General features: G+C 67.7%; 19 protein-coding genes and 1 pseudogene. 9 read left to right on the top strand and 11 right to left on the bottom strand.

The features are described 5' to 3' along the window. The first annotated feature begins 43 nt into the window (after positions 1-43). Positions 44-331: a YiaA/YiaB family inner membrane protein gene (locus P9A17_RS05845; protein WP_278037636.1), complete on the top strand. Its 288-nt coding sequence runs from the start codon at positions 44-46 to the stop codon at positions 329-331. An 11-nt stretch (positions 332-342) separates the two neighbouring features. On the opposite strand, the gene P9A17_RS05840 is transcribed toward P9A17_RS05845, so the two are convergent. Then, positions 343-636, bottom strand: a complete 294-nt coding sequence (locus P9A17_RS05840) for a DUF3017 domain-containing protein (RefSeq protein WP_278037635.1) — start codon at positions 634-636, stop codon at positions 343-345. Continuing rightward, positions 633-1,484, bottom strand: coding sequence for a bifunctional methylenetetrahydrofolate dehydrogenase/methenyltetrahydrofolate cyclohydrolase (locus tag P9A17_RS05835; protein WP_278038617.1), 852 nt, complete (start codon positions 1,482-1,484; stop codon positions 633-635). Before P9A17_RS05835 ends, P9A17_RS05840 begins: the two co-directional genes overlap by 4 nt. 27 nt (positions 1,485-1,511) lie before the next feature. Here P9A17_RS05835 and P9A17_RS05830 point away from each other — a divergent pair, with 27 nt between their 5' ends. Then, complete coding sequence (locus P9A17_RS05830; protein WP_278037634.1) at positions 1,512-2,711, top strand: NADH:flavin oxidoreductase; 1,200 nt, start codon at positions 1,512-1,514, stop codon at positions 2,709-2,711. On the opposite strand, the gene P9A17_RS05825 is transcribed toward P9A17_RS05830, so the two are convergent. After that, complete coding sequence (locus P9A17_RS05825; RefSeq protein WP_278037633.1) at positions 2,695-3,258, bottom strand: helix-turn-helix domain containing protein; 564 nt, start codon at positions 3,256-3,258, stop codon at positions 2,695-2,697. The genes P9A17_RS05830 and P9A17_RS05825 overlap by 17 nt on opposite strands. 48 nt (positions 3,259-3,306) lie before the next feature. On the opposite strand from P9A17_RS05825, the gene P9A17_RS05820 reads away from it, so the two are divergent. Both P9A17_RS05820 and P9A17_RS05815 read left to right on the top strand, forming a co-directional pair. Further along, the gene (locus P9A17_RS05820; RefSeq protein ID WP_278037632.1) at positions 3,307-3,702 is read left to right on the top strand and encodes a nuclear transport factor 2 family protein; all 396 of its coding nucleotides are present in this window, start codon (positions 3,307-3,309) and stop codon (positions 3,700-3,702) included. A gap of 54 nt (positions 3,703-3,756) precedes the next feature. Continuing rightward, positions 3,757-6,372, top strand: coding sequence for an ATP-binding cassette domain-containing protein (locus tag P9A17_RS05815; RefSeq protein ID WP_278037631.1), 2,616 nt, complete (start codon positions 3,757-3,759; stop codon positions 6,370-6,372). A gap of 54 nt (positions 6,373-6,426) precedes the next feature. Here P9A17_RS05815 and P9A17_RS05810 read toward each other — a convergent pair whose 3' ends face one another. Beyond that, complete coding sequence (locus P9A17_RS05810) at positions 6,427-7,122, bottom strand: hypothetical protein (protein ID WP_278037630.1); 696 nt, start codon at positions 7,120-7,122, stop codon at positions 6,427-6,429. Between the two features lie 128 nt (positions 7,123-7,250). On the opposite strand from P9A17_RS05810, the gene P9A17_RS05805 reads away from it, so the two are divergent. Beyond that, a complete protein-coding gene (locus P9A17_RS05805) occupies positions 7,251-7,799 on the top strand; it encodes a TetR-like C-terminal domain-containing protein (RefSeq protein ID WP_278037629.1) in 549 nt (182 codons plus the stop codon). 36 nt (positions 7,800-7,835) lie between these two features. On the opposite strand, the gene P9A17_RS05800 is transcribed toward P9A17_RS05805, so the two are convergent. Genes P9A17_RS05800 through P9A17_RS05780 form a run of 5 tightly spaced genes read right to left on the bottom strand, consistent with a single transcriptional unit; the run spans position 7,836 to position 12,302 of the window. After that, entirely contained in the window at positions 7,836-8,387 is a 552-nt protein-coding gene (locus P9A17_RS05800; protein WP_278037628.1) for a pentapeptide repeat-containing protein, read from the bottom strand. 4 nt (positions 8,388-8,391) lie between these two features. Next, entirely contained in the window at positions 8,392-8,976 is a 585-nt protein-coding gene (locus P9A17_RS05795) for an ATP/GTP-binding protein (RefSeq protein ID WP_278037627.1), read from the bottom strand. Continuing rightward, positions 8,957-9,307: a DUF742 domain-containing protein gene (locus P9A17_RS05790; protein ID WP_278037626.1), complete on the bottom strand. Its 351-nt coding sequence runs from the start codon at positions 9,305-9,307 to the stop codon at positions 8,957-8,959. The genes P9A17_RS05795 and P9A17_RS05790 overlap by 20 nt, the downstream gene beginning before the upstream one ends. Then, positions 9,304-9,714, bottom strand: coding sequence for a serine protease inhibitor (locus P9A17_RS05785; protein ID WP_278037625.1), 411 nt, complete (start codon positions 9,712-9,714; stop codon positions 9,304-9,306). The genes P9A17_RS05790 and P9A17_RS05785 overlap by 4 nt, the downstream gene beginning before the upstream one ends. Continuing rightward, complete coding sequence (locus P9A17_RS05780; protein WP_278037624.1) at positions 9,711-12,302, bottom strand: ATP-binding protein; 2,592 nt, start codon at positions 12,300-12,302, stop codon at positions 9,711-9,713. The genes P9A17_RS05785 and P9A17_RS05780 overlap by 4 nt, the downstream gene beginning before the upstream one ends. A 375-nt stretch (positions 12,303-12,677) precedes the next feature. Between P9A17_RS05780 and P9A17_RS05775 the strand changes: the two genes are divergently transcribed. Continuing rightward, positions 12,678-12,830 carry a hypothetical protein gene (locus tag P9A17_RS05775; protein ID WP_278037623.1) on the top strand — a complete coding sequence of 51 codons (153 nt, stop codon included), beginning with the start codon at positions 12,678-12,680 and terminating at the stop codon, positions 12,828-12,830. A gap of 7 nt (positions 12,831-12,837) precedes the next feature. Here P9A17_RS05775 and P9A17_RS05770 read toward each other — a convergent pair whose 3' ends face one another. Next, complete coding sequence (locus P9A17_RS05770) at positions 12,838-12,993, bottom strand: hypothetical protein (protein WP_278037622.1); 156 nt, start codon at positions 12,991-12,993, stop codon at positions 12,838-12,840. A gap of 210 nt (positions 12,994-13,203) precedes the next feature. Here P9A17_RS05770 and P9A17_RS05765 point away from each other — a divergent pair, with 210 nt between their 5' ends. Next, positions 13,204-13,668, top strand: a complete 465-nt coding sequence (locus P9A17_RS05765) for a tRNA (cytidine(34)-2'-O)-methyltransferase (protein WP_278037621.1) — start codon at positions 13,204-13,206, stop codon at positions 13,666-13,668. Between the two features lie 32 nt (positions 13,669-13,700). Here the strand turns inward: P9A17_RS05765 and P9A17_RS05760 are convergent, their stop codons facing one another. After that, positions 13,701-14,342, bottom strand: coding sequence for a nitroreductase family protein (locus tag P9A17_RS05760; protein WP_278037620.1), 642 nt, complete (start codon positions 14,340-14,342; stop codon positions 13,701-13,703). 23 nt (positions 14,343-14,365) lie between these two features. Between P9A17_RS05760 and P9A17_RS05755 the strand changes: the two are divergent. Beyond that, positions 14,366-14,715, top strand: a pseudogene (locus P9A17_RS05755) (TIGR03667 family PPOX class F420-dependent oxidoreductase). A gap of 25 nt (positions 14,716-14,740) precedes the next feature. Continuing rightward, positions 14,741-15,229 carry a DUF1877 family protein gene (locus tag P9A17_RS05750; RefSeq protein ID WP_278037619.1) on the top strand — a complete coding sequence of 163 codons (489 nt, stop codon included), beginning with the start codon at positions 14,741-14,743 and terminating at the stop codon, positions 15,227-15,229. Positions 15,230-15,232 lie beyond the last annotated feature (3 nt).

Below are 15,232 nucleotides of genomic sequence, written 5' to 3'. Positions count from 1 at the left end.
CATGAGTAGAACTACCCACCGGCCACCAGACGACACTTGGAACATGAACGCACTCAACGACATCTCCAAGAGCACGTCGGCATTCTTCGTCCAGGCCGCCATCTCGTTCGGCGTGAGCTTCGTGGGCGCGGTCGGCGGAATCTACTTCCTGCCGCTGGATCCGTGGCAGCGGCTGTTCCTCGCGATGACGGTGTTGTTCCTCGTCGCCAGCTCATTCACACTGGCCAAGGTCATCCGCGATCAGCAGGAGGCCGCGAGCATCCGCGTCCGTCTCGACGAAGCCCGCATGGAAAAGCTCATCTCCGAACACAATCCGTTCACCACGAGCTAGAACGGCGCGGGCTAGCTGGTGCCCAGCGGGTCGATCGTCCATGCGATGTAGAGCATCGCCGCGCTGACCGACGCGGTGGTGACCACGTCGACCGTCCGTGTGCGCACCGCGAGCAGACCCGCCCGGTCGTCGGACAACGTCAGCCGCAAAGCAGCGGCCGCGGCGACGCCGAACGCCAAGACGAGCGCACCGCGTCGCCAGTACCCGCCCGCGACGAGAGCGAACGCAGCGATCAGGAATAGGGCGACAACCAGGATCGGCCATTGCCCCGTGAAGACCTTGCGCACGAACTCCCGTGCGGTCACGCGAGAACTTCGGCCCGCTCGACGACGTTGGTCAACAGGAACGCGCGAGTCAACGGCCCGACACCACCCGGGTTCGGCGACACGTGGCCAGCCACCTCCCACACATCGGGCGCCACGTCGCCGACGAGCTTGCCCGCATCGTCACGACTCACGCCGACATCGACGACGGCCGCCCCCGGCCGCACCATCTCCGCGGTCACCATGTGCGGCACCCCCGCCGCGGCGACGATGATGTCCGCCTCGCGGGCGATCTCGGGAAGGTGGCGGGTTGCGGTGTGACACAACGTGACCGTCGCGTTCTCCGAACGGCGGGTCAGCAGCAGACCCAACGGGCGCCCGACCGTGACACCACGACCGATCACGACGACGTGCGCGCCCGCGATCTCGACCTCGTAGCGCCGCAGCAGATGGACGATCCCGCGGGGAGTGCACGGCAGCGGCGCGGGTTCGTTGAGGACCAGCCGCCCCAGGTTCGTCGGATGCAGGCCGTCGGCGTCCTTGCCCGGATCGACCCGCTCCAGTGCGGCGTTCTCATCGAGGTGCTTGGGCAGCGGCAGCTGCACGATGTAGCCGGTGCACTCCGGGTTGGCGTTGAGCTCGTCGATCGTCTCGTCGAGCGTCGCCTGGCTGATGTCGGCGGGCAGGTCCCGGCGAATGGAGTTGATGCCGACCTTGGCGCAGTCGGCGTGCTTGCCGCGGACATAGGCGTGTGATCCAGGGTCGTCTCCGACCAGCACGGTGCCGAGCCCCGGCGTCCGGCCGGCCTCGGTAAGCCGCGCCACCCGCTCCTTGAGGTCGACGAAGATCTCGTCGCGCGTGGCCTTGCCGTCCAAAGTGATCGCACCCACGACGATCATTGTGACAGGCTCAGCGACATGACAGCCCCACGCGATGTGTTCACTCCCGCCAAGCTCGGCCCGGTGACCCTGCGCAACCGCATCATCAAGGCCGCGACGTTCGAGGCGTCCACGCCGAACGCACTGGTCACCGACGACCTGATCACGTATCACCGGCTGCCTGCCGCGGGCGGTGTCGGTATGACGACCGTCGCCTACCTCGCGGTGTCCCCCGGTGGGCGGACCGAGGGCAAGCAGATCTACTGGCGCTCCGAGGCGATGCCGGGCCTGCGCAGGCTGATCGGCGAGATCCATGCCACCGGGGCCGCGATCAGCGCGCAGATCGGGCACGCCGGGCCGGTGGCCAACGCCCGTTCCAACAAGGCCAAGGCATACGCACCCGTCCGGTTCTTCAACCCGCTGTCGATGCGGTTCGCCAAGCGGGCCACCCGCGACGACATCGACGACATCGTCGAGGCCCACGCCAACGCCGCGAGGATGGCCGTCGAGGTCGGCTTCGACGCGGTCGAGGTCCACCTGGGCCACAACTACTTCGCGAGCTCGTTCCTGTCGCCGTTGATCAACCGGCGCGACGACGAGTTCGGCGGGTCCTTGGAGAATCGCGCCAAGGTCGCCCGCGCCACGGTGATGGCGGTGCGTCGCGCGGTGGGCGATCAGATCGCGGTGACGGCCAAGCTGAACATGACCGACGGAGTGCGCGGCGGGATCTCGACCGAGGAGTCACTGCAGACCGCCAAATGGCTGGAGTCCGACGGCGGACTCGACGCCATCGAGCTCACGGCGGGCAGCTCACTGGTCAACCCGATGTACCTGTTCCGGGGCGACGCGCCGATCAAACAGTTCGCGGGCGCGTTCAAGCCGCCACTGCGTTGGGGCATCCGGATGACCGGCAAGAAGTTCCTGCGCGAGTACCCGTACCGCGAGGCCTACCTGCTGCGCGACGCGAAGCTGTTCCGCGCCGAGCTGACGATGCCATTGATCCTGCTGGGCGGCATCACCAACCGCGAGACCATGGACCTCGCGATGGCCGAGGGCTTCGACTTCGTCGCGATGGGCCGGGCTCTGCTCGCCGAACCCGACCTGATCAACCGCATCCAGGCCGACAGCGCCCAGCGCTCGATCTGCAACCACTGCAACCAGTGCATGGCCACCATCTACAGCCACACCCATTGCGTGGTGACAGGGTCACCGGAGAAGCCGGTCAGTTCGGGGGTATGAGCGCCCGCGCGCACGCCGCGACGATGTCGTCGGCGCTGGCCGGAATGGCCTGACGCGCGCGCAGGTGCCGGCGCACGACCGCCGCCGGTACATCCATGACCGCGGCGTTCACCCGGCCGCCGTCGTCGGGCAGTTCACCGAGGACCTTTCGCAACTTGCGCTGCAAGCGTTTCCGGCGCCCCGAGACGGTTTCGGGCCAGTCGACCATGCCGAGCTCGTTGGGGCCGGCGAGGAGAACCTGCGCTTCGACGGGGTTCTCGCGGCACCATGCCACGATGCGCAGCGCACCCGCCACGCAGCGCTGCTGCGGATCGTCGTCGGCGCAGAGCGCTTCGAGCAATCCCTCCTGGAAGCGCTCTTCGGTGCGCACCCACAGCTCGCCGCACAACGCTGCACGCGTCGGGAATCGGTGGTAGACGGAGCCGCTGGGAGCACCGGTGGTGCGGGCGACCGCCGACATCGTCACTGCCGCAGGCCCTTCAGCGGCGAGCAGTTCGGCGGCTGCGTCGAGAAGGACGTCGACGGTGTATCTGGCAGGCCGCGGCATTGTTCTAGCGTAAAATAGAGGATAGCCTCCAAAAAGAGAGCAGATCCCTTGAACACCACCACAGAAGTCGCACATCGCTTCTATCGCGCACTGGCAGAAGGTGACGGAAGCGCGTTATTCGATTTGCTCACAGACGATTTCGAGGGTGTGGTCAGCGCAGGCATGCCACACGGCGTAGGTGGCGAACATCATGGGCGTGTCGCGATGATCACTGACGTCTGGGCGCGCATCGATTCGCTGTACGACATCCGGCCGGTGCCGGCGCAGTTCCTGGCCACCGAGAATCGCGAACAGGTCGTCGTCCTCGGCGCCTACCGCGGATCGGCACGCGCTGGAACCGAACGAGTCGACGCGGCGTTTGCCCACATCATCACCGTGAGAAACGGGCAGATTACGGCGCTGCAACAGATCACCGACACCGCTAGGTGGCACATCCCCGCATAGGCGGCTACCGATACAGTTGGTCACGATGTTTAATGTCGCCGCCGGAGCGGCTCCGTGAGTCGACCCGCATCCCCCACGCTGACCGTTCGTTACGACGGATCGACACGCACCTTCGCGGCAGGCAACGACGTTGTCGTCGGCAGGGACCTGCGCGCCGACGTCCGGATCGCCCACCCGCTGATCTCGCGCGCCCACCTCGTCCTGCGATTCGACCAGGGCCGATGGATCGCGATCGACAACGGCAGCCTCAACGGCATGTTCGTCGGCGGCCGCCGGGTGCCCGCCGCCGACATCGCCGACGGCGGCCAGATCCACGTCGGCAACCCCGACGGGCCGTTGCTGACATTCGAGGTCGGCCGCCACCAGGGCTCCGCGGGCACACCGCCGCCCACGCAGGCCGTACCCGTGCAGTCCCCGGGCCGCCCGAGCGCGACCTGGCCGTCGCAGCACCAACCCCCCACCGGCCGCCCGCCGGTGCAGCGTCCGCCCACGCAGGGCGGCCTGTATCCGCCGAGCCAGCCGCATCGCACGCCGCCCCCGCCCCCACCGAGCCAGCCCCACCCCGTCGCGCAATCGCACAGCGCCCCGGTCCACCAGCCCATCTCCGCGCCGGCGATGGACCCCGTCACGGTGATGGGACCCGCGGCCGCACCCCGGTCCAGCAGTGGCGACGGCAACCTCGCCACGAGCATGCTGAAGATCCTGCGGCCCGGCAGTCCCCCGAAGGCACCACCCGGGTCGATCACGATCGGTCGCGCCAGCGACAACGACATCGTCATCCCGGACGTGCTGGCCGGCCGTCACCACGCCACCCTGGTGCAGACGCCCAGCGGCACCGAGATCCGCGACAACCGCAGCATCAACGGCACGTTCGTCAACGGATCCCGCGTCGACGCCGCGCACCTCAACGAGGGCGACACCGTCACCATCGGCAACGTCGACCTGCTGTTCCGCGACGGAACACTGGCACGTCGTACCGAGACCGCCGCCGCCACCGCCACCGGCGGCCTCGAAGTCCACGGCGTGACCTGGACGATCGAGAACAACAAGACGCTGCTCGACAACATCTCCATCGCGGCACGGCCCGGCACGCTCACCGCGGTCATCGGACCGTCCGGCGCAGGCAAGTCGACCTTCGCGAGACTCGTCGCGGGCTACACCCACCCGACGTCCGGGCAGGTGTCGTTCGAAGGCCACGACGTCCACGCCGAGTACGCCTCGCTGCGCTCCCGAATCGGCATGGTTCCGCAGGACGACGTCGTGCACGGCGAGCTGACGGTGCGCCAGGCCCTGATGTACGCCGCCGAGCTGCGGCTGCCGCCGGACACGACGAAGGCCGACCGCGAGCAGGTCGTCAACGAGGTGCTCGAAGAGCTCGAGATGACCAAGCATCTCGACACCCGCGTCGACAAGCTCTCCGGCGGCCAGCGCAAACGCGCGTCGGTCGCGCTCGAGCTGCTGACCGGCCCGTCGCTGCTGATCCTCGACGAACCCACCTCCGGGCTCGATCCGGCGCTGGACCGCCAGGTCATGACGATGCTGCGGCAGCTGGCCGACGCCGGCCGCGTCGTCCTCGTCGTCACCCACTCGCTGACCTACCTCGACGTCTGCGACCAGGTGCTGCTGCTCGCCCCCGGTGGCAAGACCGCCTTCTACGGTTCGCCGAGCCAGATCGGCCCGTCGATGGGCACCACGAACTGGGCCGACATCTTCAGCTCCGTCGCGGGCGACCCCGACGCCGCCGCGCAGCGCTACCTTCAGCAGAACGGGCCACCACCGCCGCAGCCGCCCGCGCTGACGCCATCCGAGCTCGGCAGCCCGACGCGCACGAGCTTGCGACGGCAGCTGTCCACGATCGCGCGACGCCAAATCCGCTTGGTGATCTCCGACCGCGGCTACTTCACCTTCCTCATGCTGCTGCCGTTCATCATGGGCATCCTGTCCCTGTCGGTGCCCGGCGACGTCGGCTTCGGTGTGCCCAAAACCGCGCTGGAAGGCGGCGAGGCGCCCAACGAGCCGGGCCAGATCCTGGTCATGCTCAACGTCGGCGCCATCTTCATGGGCACCGCGCTGACGATCCGCGCGCTGATCAACGAACGCGCCATCTTCCGGCGCGAACAGGCCGTTGGCCTGTCCACCTCGGCCTACCTGCTCGCTAAGGTGATGGTGTTCACCGCGTTCGCGATCGTGCAGTCCGCGATCGTCACGTCGATCGCCATTCTCGGAAAGGGCTGGGGCCCAGGGGCAGTCGAGAGCGGCGCCGTCATCGGCAACCGCAGCATCGAGTTGTTCACCGACATCGCGGTGACGTGTGTGGCCGCGGCGATGGTCGGGCTTGCCCTGTCGGCGCTCGCCAAATCCGCCGAGCAGATCATGCCGCTGCTGGTCGTCGCGATCATGTCGCAGCTGGTGTTCTCCGGCGGCATGATCCCGGTGACCGATCGCATCGTCCTTGACCAGATGTCCTGGCTCACGCCGGCTCGGTGGGGATTCGCCGCATCGGCGTCGACCGTCGACCTGATCCGATTGGTGCCCGGTCCGCTGACCCCGCAGGACCGGCACTGGGAACACACCTCGGGCGCGTGGCTGTTCGACATCGGGATGCTGGCGGCGATCAGCGTCGCCTACCTGGCGTTCGTCAGGTGGCGGATCCGGCTGAAAGCCGCGTGACGACGAAGCGCCGAGGTACGAGGTGCGAGGAGTCGCGCCATCAAATTCCGCAGGCTAGGGTCTATCGAAGACCGACGCGTCGACTTCCTGACCGGTCACCATGCTGACCGCGTCGAAGACGAACTCGTCGTCGGTCATGCCCGCTTCCGCGGCGATCTGCGACAGCGTCTCGTTGACCAACGGAAAGCCGGCCGCCAGGTCGAAGGTCCACTCCGAACCGACGCGGGCGAACTCCCATTCGACCCCGCTCGGCGCGGCGTCCAACAGCATCTCGGCGTACCCGCGGTCGCCCTCGACGCGGATCTCACCGAGGCTGTTGCCGTCGACCGACGACGCGTCGATCATGCCCTCGTCGACGCCGTAGGCGAGTAGCCCGGCGCCGTCCATCGACGCGAAGTCCGGCGGAGTCTCGACACGCAACCGGGCGATCATGACGCGGTCCATGACGCCGGTGCCGGCGATCTCGGCGGGGCCGGCCGTCTGCGCGAGGTCCACCACGTAGTCGTAGTGCTCGATCGTCGACGGGCTCACCAATGCCGGTACGGCGGCGCCGTTCTGGGCCAACAGCTCGCTGCGGTACTGCTCGAAGGTGGCCTCGATGGCTTCGATGTCGGCTGCGGGATCGCCGGATTGGGCGGTACCGGTCTCGGCCGCGGCGACCGGGTGGCCCGGCACCTGCCGGTCGCCGCCACAGCCGGCGATCAACACCGCCGACGAAACCAACACACTTGTCGCCCAATGAAGTCGCACTCAGACCACCCTAGTACGACGCTGTGAATCTGCTGTGCCCCGCATTTGGTTGAAAGGCACAGCAGATGCGTCCGGTTTCCGTACGCTCGTCGCCGGGACAGGGGGTTGTCGAGTTGTCGGACCACGACATGACGCAACGCACCGCCGCGATCGAGGCGGCGTTGGCGGAAGTGCAGCAGTGGGGCGTCGATCGCTTCCGCATCGAAGGGGTGGCGCATCGTGCCCGTCTGAGCCCCGAGTATCTACGTCAGACGTGGCGCAACGAACACGAGCTGATCGCCGAGGCTCTGCTGAGCTACAGCGAGGCAGCGATGGACCTGCCCGACACTGGCACGTTGCACGGCGACCTCACCGGACTCGCGCTGGCTCTGGCCGCCTACCTCAACGAGCCGGTGGGCCGCCGGATCTCTCGCATGATGGTCATCGACAGTAAATCCGAGGCCGTCGACCCGACCACGCGTAACCATTTCTGGACGATCCGGCGCGAGATGGTCGAGGGGATGTTCAGGCGAGCCGCCGAGCGCGGCGAATTGCGGGACGACGTCAAACCCGTCGTCGCCCTGCAGTTGCTCACCTCGCCCTTGCACACCTTCGCGTTGTATTCGAACGACGCCATCGGTGAGGACTACTGCCGCACGATCGCCACGCTGGTGGCACGAGCGATCTGCAAGAACTAGCCCAACAGCCAGTCGTCGGGCGAGAACAGGAGCAGTTCAGCCGCCGATATCGAGACCGTGTGCGGCGGCGAACGCGATCGCCTGGTCGATGTCGACCTTGGCGCCACGGAGTTTGGCGGTGGTCCAGAACGTGGGGTCGACCCGGGCGCCGCGCAGGTCCGCGGATTCCAGCCGGGCGTCCTGCACGCGGGCCCCGGTCAGGTCAGAACGCGCGAGCGTCGCCTCGCGCAGGTCAGTGCCCACCAGGCTGGTCTCACGCAGGCGGCAGTCCGACAGGTCCGCCTTGCGCAGGTCGGCGCCGGCGAGCACAGCGAGCGTGAAATCCACTTCGATTAGTGTCAGCGGCCGCATCCGGCACTCCGTGAAATTCGAACCCAAGAAGCTGCAATGGCGAAACGTGCTGTGCCACAACGATGTACGGCGAAAGGTGCAGTTGCGGAAGGCGGATCCGGTGTGCTCGGAATCCGACAGGTCGGCACCCGTGAAATCGCATTCGGTGAAGACCACCCGCTCGGTGCGCAGCCGGCTGAGATCCTCGTCGCGAAAGCTCTGCCCCTCGAACTCGCGGTCGGCTTCGGTAGGGTCCATCCGTTCAGCCGGTCGGCGCCAGCCGGCTCAACGCATACTCCGACACGGCGATCAGCGCGGCCTTCGCCGATTCGCGGCTGCGCGCATCCACGGAGATCACCGGGATGTGCTCGGACAGCGCGAGCGCCTCGCGGACCGCGTGCAGCGGATGGCGTGGAGCACCGTCGAACTCGTTGACGGCAACCAGAAACGGCAGCTTGCGTGCCTCGAAGAAATCGACGGCGGCAAAGCTGTCCTCAAGCCTGCGGACGTCGACCAGGATGATGGCGCCGATCGCGCCACGCACCAGGTCGTCCCACATGAACCAGAACCGGCGCTGCCCGGGCGTGCCGAACAGGTAGAGCACCAGGTCGTCGCCGAGGCTGATGCGCCCGAAGTCCATCGCGACGGTCGTCGTCGACTTCTCGGGGGTGGCGGCCAGACCGTCGAACCCCGTCGACGCGTTGGTCACCAGCGCCTCGGTGCGCAACGGCACGATCTCCGACACCGCGCCAACGAACGTCGTCTTGCCCGCGCCGAAGCCGCCGGAGACGACGATCTTCGTCGACGCCGCTCGGCCGCGGACGCGATCAGAGTGCCCTGAGGCCACGCAGTGTCCTTCCGATCAGTTCTCGTCGTTCGTCGGCCGTCGCGGCCTCGCCCAAGGTGGCGTGAACCCGCACATAACCCTGCATCACCAGATCCCCGACGAGTACCCGCGCCACGCCGAGCGGCAACGAGAGATGCGCGGCAATCTCGGCGACCGACGGCCGGTCTGCGCACAACGCGAGGATCTGACTGCGGACGTCGTTGCCCGGCCAGCCGGACTGCAGGGCCGGGGTCACGATACCGACGGGCGCCTCCAGCGGAAGCGGCACCGCGGCATCGGTGCGACCTGCCGTCAGCGTGTACGGACGTACCAGGTTGGGCTTGTCGCTCACGAGTGATGCGGGGAGCGGCGCTGCGACTGCACGACCGTGCCGACACGTTCGACGAGGATCGCCATCTCATAGCCGATCTGACCGATGTCGCAGTTGCGGGTGGCAAGCGTGGCGAGATTGGAGCCGTCGCCCACCCGCATCAGCAGCAGATAGCCGTTCTCCATCTCGACGACCGACTGCAGGACGTGCCCGCCGTCGAACAGTTGGGCGGCCCCGACCGACAGGCTCGCCAGCCCTGACGCCACGGCGGCGAGCTGGTCGGCACGCTCCCCCGGCAGGTGTTCGCTCGCCGCGACCAGCAGCCCGTCCGCCGACACCAGGATCGCGTGCGACACCCCGGCCACTTCGCGGGCGAACTTGGCGACCAGCCAGTCCAGCGAAGATCCGGGTTCCGTCGGCGCACTCACTGGAAGTCGGTCCCTCCCGTTTCCTGGGCTCGACGGCGGCCGGCATGCACGCCGCCGAAGTGGCCCCCGATGCTGGCACGCACCGCGTCCGGGTCGCGGACGGGCAACGCGTGCCCGTTCTCGGGCTCGTCGGCCGATGGTACCGGCCGTTCTTCCGCGTGGCCGGGGACCAGTCGCGCGCCCGGCTGCCGGACCGGAAGCCCGTCGACGGTGTGATCGCGCACCGGGGTGGCTTCCGCGGCCTCGGCCGCCGACCAGCCGTTGTCCCACACCGACTTCCAGTTGAGGTCGGAGCTCTGCGACAGCTCGTGCGGGTCGACGAGCCACTCGGACAGCATCTTCTGATAGATCGCGTCGTCGTCATCGTCGATCGTGGCGTGCCCGGCGCGGGGAGGGGCGGGCTGGGGCTCGACCTGCGGCTGGGGCTCGACCTGCGGCTGGGGCCGCGCGGAAAAGAACGACGACACATCGGTGCGCACGGGCGGCTCGTGCGCCGGAGGTTCCGGCCGCGGCGGAGCAGGTGCGGCCGGAGTCTCGGTGATACCGCTGGCGCCGGGGCGCCGCTGGGGCAGCAGCTCCGCGGCAGGCTGGGCGACGGGTGCAACGGGTTCGGCAGCGGGCGCAGGGTCAGGGACCACGGTGGGTGCGGCCGCCGGCCAGCGCGCGCCCTCGAGAGCCAGAGCGGTCACCAGACCGGCATGGGCGTCGGCGGGCACCCGCCGGGCGCTGCCGTTGCGTACCTCGGCGCGGGCGTGGATCAGCAGACGGCTCGGGATGTAGACCCCGGCCGTGGTTCCGGAATCCGCTTGGCCGGCGACGGTGCTACGCAGCCGCACGACGAGGCCGTGCTGTGCGGCGAGCCGGCCCACGACGAACAGGCCCATGTGGCGGGCCGTGTACGGGTTCACCTCGCCGCCGGATTCCAGCCGGGTGTTCGCAACCCGCAGGTCGGATTCCGTCATGCCGAGACCCGTGTCGCTGACCTCGATGACCAGGCCGTTGTTGCCGGTGTGTACCGCCGAGACCGTCACCCGCGTGGTCGGCGGCGAGTAACGCAATGCGTTGTCGAGAAGTTCGGCGAGCAGGTGCACGAGGTCGCCCGCGACGACGCCGTCGATCTCGCTGTCGGGCAGACCGGCGGTGACGACCCGGGTGTACTCCTCCACTTCGGAGGCGGCGGCGTTGACCAGAGCCGCAGTGGGCACCGATTCGGCCTGCTCACGTGACATCGGCGCACCCGCCAACACCATCAGGTTGGAGCCGTTGCGTCGCATGCGGGCCGCCAGGTGGTCCAACCGGAACAGGCTCTCCAGCCGGGCCGGGTCCTCTTCGTCGCGCTCGAGCTGATCGATGAGCGAGAGCTGTTGATCGACGAGCGAGCGGTTGCGCCGCGACAGCGTCTCGAACATGTCGGTGACCTGAAGCTGAAGACGCGCCTGCTCCCCGGCCAGCATGATCGCCTGCTGGTGCAGCTCGTCGACAGCATGCGCGACCTGGCCCACCTCTTCGGAGGTGCGCACCGGGATGGGCTGCACCGGAAATTCCTTGCCGTCGCTGCGCACGTGCTCGACCTCGCGGGCGAGGTCTTCGTGTGCGACCTTCAACGCGCTGTCGCGCAGTGTCCGCAGCGGAAGCACGAGCGAGCGGGCGACGAGGGTGACCAGGATCAGCGCGATGAGGATCGCGGCGCCGACGAGGGCGGCATCCCTGATCGCGGCGGTACGCGCCGCATCGGCCTGACCGCCGACGGTGGCCGGTATCGCATCGGAGGTTTGGGCGATGACGCCGTCGGCGATGTCGCCGGTGATCTGCTGGGAGGCCAGCAGATCAGGGTTGCCGACCAGCACCGCCCCGGGATCTGAGATAACAGACAGCCGCTTGACCATCTCGGAGCGCAGCGCCGCCGCCTGGTCGGTGGTGCCGCCGAGGAAGGTGCCCATCGCGGCAACCGTGGCGGGTTCGGTACCTGCGATCGTCACGATCGCCGAGCGCAGCTCGGGCTCGGGAAGCTCCCCGCCTCGGGTGACGAGCATGCGCTGCATGGCCATCTGCCCACGGGCACCGACAGCGCGCGCCAGCACGTCCCCCTCGGCACGCACCGTCGCATCGTCTGGGCCGACGAGCCCGGTGATGGCCGTCTCTGCGGTGATCAGCAGCGGCGCGTAGGTCATTACCCGGGCGCGCAGATCGACCGTATTGGCAGCGATCTTGTCGAGCAGGTCCTGCCCGTAGTCCATCAGGGTGTTCGTCGCGAGCCGGACGCTGTCGTCGACGTCGGTCGCCTCCAGCAGATGGTGCAGCTCGGTCTTGCTGGAGTCGAACTCCGCCAGGGCCGCGGAGGTGTCCGCGCCTTCGGTGGCCGTCACCATCGCACGTTCGAGGGCGGCCATGTAGTCGACGACGGCAGGCACCATCGCGCCACGGTCGGCGGACTCCCGAAGGTCCATCGCCGCGGTCGCGCTCGTCGACACCCTCAGCCCGCCGAACACGCACGCGAGCACGAGCGGGACGAGAACGATGGCCAGTACTTTCGCCCGCACCGGCCAGTTGGACAGCGCCAACCGGGACGGCCGTTTGTCGGGCTTCATCGATTACCCGCGCCGGCGAGCGGGCGCGCGCAGATCACGGATCGAGCGTCGTTCATAAGGCTTCCTGCGGATGGCGCCCTCATGCACGGGGGACGTGAACTGGGCGAGCCTGGCGATTGCACGAGTATGCCAGCCCATACGTGCCCTTTCCACAGCTGGCAACGCCCAGCGCCACCCCGCAAACACGCCCACCGGTGCGGGGCGTTGCTTGCCAGCAAAGGCGTGGTCGAGCGCCGCCGACAGCGACGGAATTGCCCCGGTGAACCGGTAGAAGATCGTTATCGGTCCGAGTCGGACACGCGCTGATGGCCGCGAAGAATTTGATCAGGACGCGCGTAGCTTGGGAGTAAGGAACCAGCACAACGGAGGTGCACTATGGTCCGGAACGGCGTCGAGGTTGCCCTGTTGGCAGATGCCTCGGAAATCGGCGACTCACCCATGATGCGGGCAATGAGCAGCGAGGTGGTCGACCTCGACACCCTCGCGGGCCTGGTCTCCATCGCCAGCTACGAAACCTGCCTGGACTGACTGCGGGTCAGTCCAGCCCTTCTTCGTAGCGACAGATCGAAGCCAACCGGTCGTGGGTCTCACGGCTGACCACTTCGTTCTTCATCACCCGCATCATCGGCGAATCACCGATCAGCGACACATCGGCCAAAGTGGCTAAATGTGGTGAATTGTCGCCCGTCATGAATACCTCCACTCGACAAGGCGTATTTACCCTGCTTAGCGGTGGTCCAATCCCTACGATCCGAAACAATTCGCTCAGCAAATCCGCGGAAATTGCAAACACAACCGGTGGCGTGCCGCCCCGGCCGCGTGGCCGTGGAGCAATGGACGTAAATTTCGCGATCGGCCGGGGATTTCGTGGCCGTCGAGCACACAGGAAAGGTGGCGGGTCGTGTTCAGGGTGCTGTTCTACTCGCCGCGCATCGCACCCAACACCGGCAACGCGATCCGGATGGTGGCCGGCACCGGGTGCGAACTACATCTGGTCGAACCGCTCGGCTTCGACCTGTCCGAACCGAAGCTGCGCCGCGCCGGACTCGACTATCACGACCTCGCGTCCGTCACCGTGCATCCCGATCTGGATACGGCGTGGTCGGCACTGATGCCTGCTCGTGTGTTCGCGTTCACCGCGCACGCCACCAAGCCGTTCGCCGACGTCGCCTATCAGCCCGGTGACGTCCTGATGTTCGGCCCGGAACCCACCGGCCTCGACCAGGAAACGCTGGCCGACCCGCACATCACGTCGCAGCTGCGCATCCCGATGCTCAGCGGCAGGCGCTCACTGAACCTGTCCAACGCCGCAGCGGTCGCGGTCTACGAGGCGTGGCGTCAGCACGGATTTCCAGGAGCTGTGTGACTACCTTCCGATGAGCGCTTGCGCGAAGAGCATTACCAACTGTTCCAGTGCGTCAACTGCTCGGCGGGCAGCCGCTTGGCCTTCTTGAAGTCGGTGCCCTTGGTGTAGGCGATCGGGAACAGCCCGCCCTGCGAGTACTTCTCGAACGGGATGCCCAACACTTCGGCAGCCTGCTTCTCGCCGTCGCCCATCAGATGCAACGTGGTCCATGCCGACCCGAGGCCACGCGAACGCAGCGCCAGCATGAAGCTCCACGCTGCGGGCAGCAGGGAACCCCAGAACCCCGCGCTCATCCCGGCGGGCGCGCCGTCGGGCCGACCCTCCAGGCACGGGATCAACATCACCGGCACCTCGTGCAGACGATCGTTGAGGTACTTGGCGGAGTCGACAACGAGTGGGGTCCGCTCGTCGCGGATGTCGCCGTACGTGGGCTTCTCCGCGTCGAGATACGGCGTGGCCGCGGTCCGGTAGATGTCGGCGATTGCCTTCTTCTTCTCGGGATCGTCGACGAACATGAACTGCCAGCCCTGCGCGTTCGATCCGGTGGGTGCCTGGAGGGCGATGTCGAGACATTCCATGAGCACCTCGCGTGGAACCGGCTTGTCGAAATCGAGGCGCTTGCGCACCGAACGGGTCGTCGTCAGAACTTCATCGGCAGACAGGTTGAGCGTCATCTCGCCGAGACTACATTCGGTGCATGGCGGTGAATTTTTCCGACGAGGTCACCCAGCGACTGACGTCCGACGCCTTCGGCTGGCTCACCACGGTGGCCACGTCGGGGCAGCCCGTCCCTCGTCTCGTGTCCGCAACCATCAGCGGGTCAGCCTGAACCTGGACTCCGACGGGCACGGGTCGGGAATCATCGCCGTCGGTGGTGTCGCGACAGTCGACGCCGAGGGCGCCGATCCGCGTGAGGACGCCGCGTACTGGGCGAAGTACTCCGCCTACGCGGAGCAGATCGGGATGACCGACATGATGGGCAACTACGACCTCCGCCTGCGGATCGCGATCGACAAGGTATGGACGACGCCGACGCAACCGGCATGACCCGGCGTCGGCGTAGCCTTCGACCATGGGGGACTTCGCGACATACCGCGCCGTGACCGCCGATTCGCTGGCCAGTGCGGTCAGCGCGCGGGAGCCGGGACCGGCGCTCGGGGCGCTGGCGCTCAGCGACCGGGATGAAGGTCTGCGGCTGGATCTGACCAACGCGTACGGCCCGCTGGTGTACGTACTGGCGGGGCCCGACGGTGACCGCGAGGATTTCGACGACCCTCTGGTCGCGGCGGTACTCGGACACGAGGAAGTCGCGTTCGACTCGCCCACGGTCAACGACGTGCAGTGGACGGCGGAGATCGAACGCGCGCTGATGGATTTCGACCGGGCGCTGATCGCCGAGCATTTCGACGCGGAGGAGATGGACGACGAAGGGGTGGAGCCTGGCGGCTTCTCCTCCGATCCCGGCTGGCTCGGCACCGTGCGCGAGGCGTTCGACCAGCTGCGCGAGTTCTATCGTTCGGCGGCCGAGAACGAGATGGCGGTGCTGGTCCTCATCGGCTGAGGC

The organism is Mycobacterium sp. 236(2023) (genome assembly GCF_029623955.1).
GTDB lineage: Bacteria > Actinomycetota > Actinomycetes > Mycobacteriales > Mycobacteriaceae > Mycobacterium.
This window is presented reverse-complemented; position numbering and strand designations above follow the sequence as displayed.

Excerpts from the sequence above, each read along its gene's own strand:
- P9A17_RS05830 (WP_278037634.1), top strand. The coding sequence starts at position 1,512 with ATGACAGCCCCACGCGATGTGTTCACTCCCGCCAAGCTCGGCCCGGTG.
- P9A17_RS05825 (WP_278037633.1), bottom strand. The coding sequence starts at position 3,258 with ATGCCGCGGCCTGCCAGATACACCGTCGACGTCCTTCTCGACGCAGCC.
- P9A17_RS05800 (WP_278037628.1), bottom strand. The coding sequence starts at position 8,387 with ATGGACCCTACCGAAGCCGACCGCGAGTTCGAGGGGCAGAGCTTTCGC.
- P9A17_RS05775 (WP_278037623.1), top strand. The coding sequence starts at position 12,678 with ATGGTCCGGAACGGCGTCGAGGTTGCCCTGTTGGCAGATGCCTCGGAA.
- P9A17_RS05805 (WP_278037629.1), top strand. The coding sequence starts at position 7,251 with ATGACGCAACGCACCGCCGCGATCGAGGCGGCGTTGGCGGAAGTGCAG.
- P9A17_RS05760 (WP_278037620.1), bottom strand. The coding sequence starts at position 14,342 with ATGACGCTCAACCTGTCTGCCGATGAAGTTCTGACGACGACCCGTTCG.
- P9A17_RS05780 (WP_278037624.1), bottom strand. The coding sequence starts at position 12,302 with ATGAAGCCCGACAAACGGCCGTCCCGGTTGGCGCTGTCCAACTGGCCG.
- P9A17_RS05750 (WP_278037619.1), top strand. The coding sequence starts at position 14,741 with ATGGGGGACTTCGCGACATACCGCGCCGTGACCGCCGATTCGCTGGCC.
- P9A17_RS05845 (WP_278037636.1), top strand. The coding sequence starts at position 44 with ATGAACGCACTCAACGACATCTCCAAGAGCACGTCGGCATTCTTCGTC.
- P9A17_RS05770 (WP_278037622.1), bottom strand. The coding sequence starts at position 12,993 with ATGACGGGCGACAATTCACCACATTTAGCCACTTTGGCCGATGTGTCG.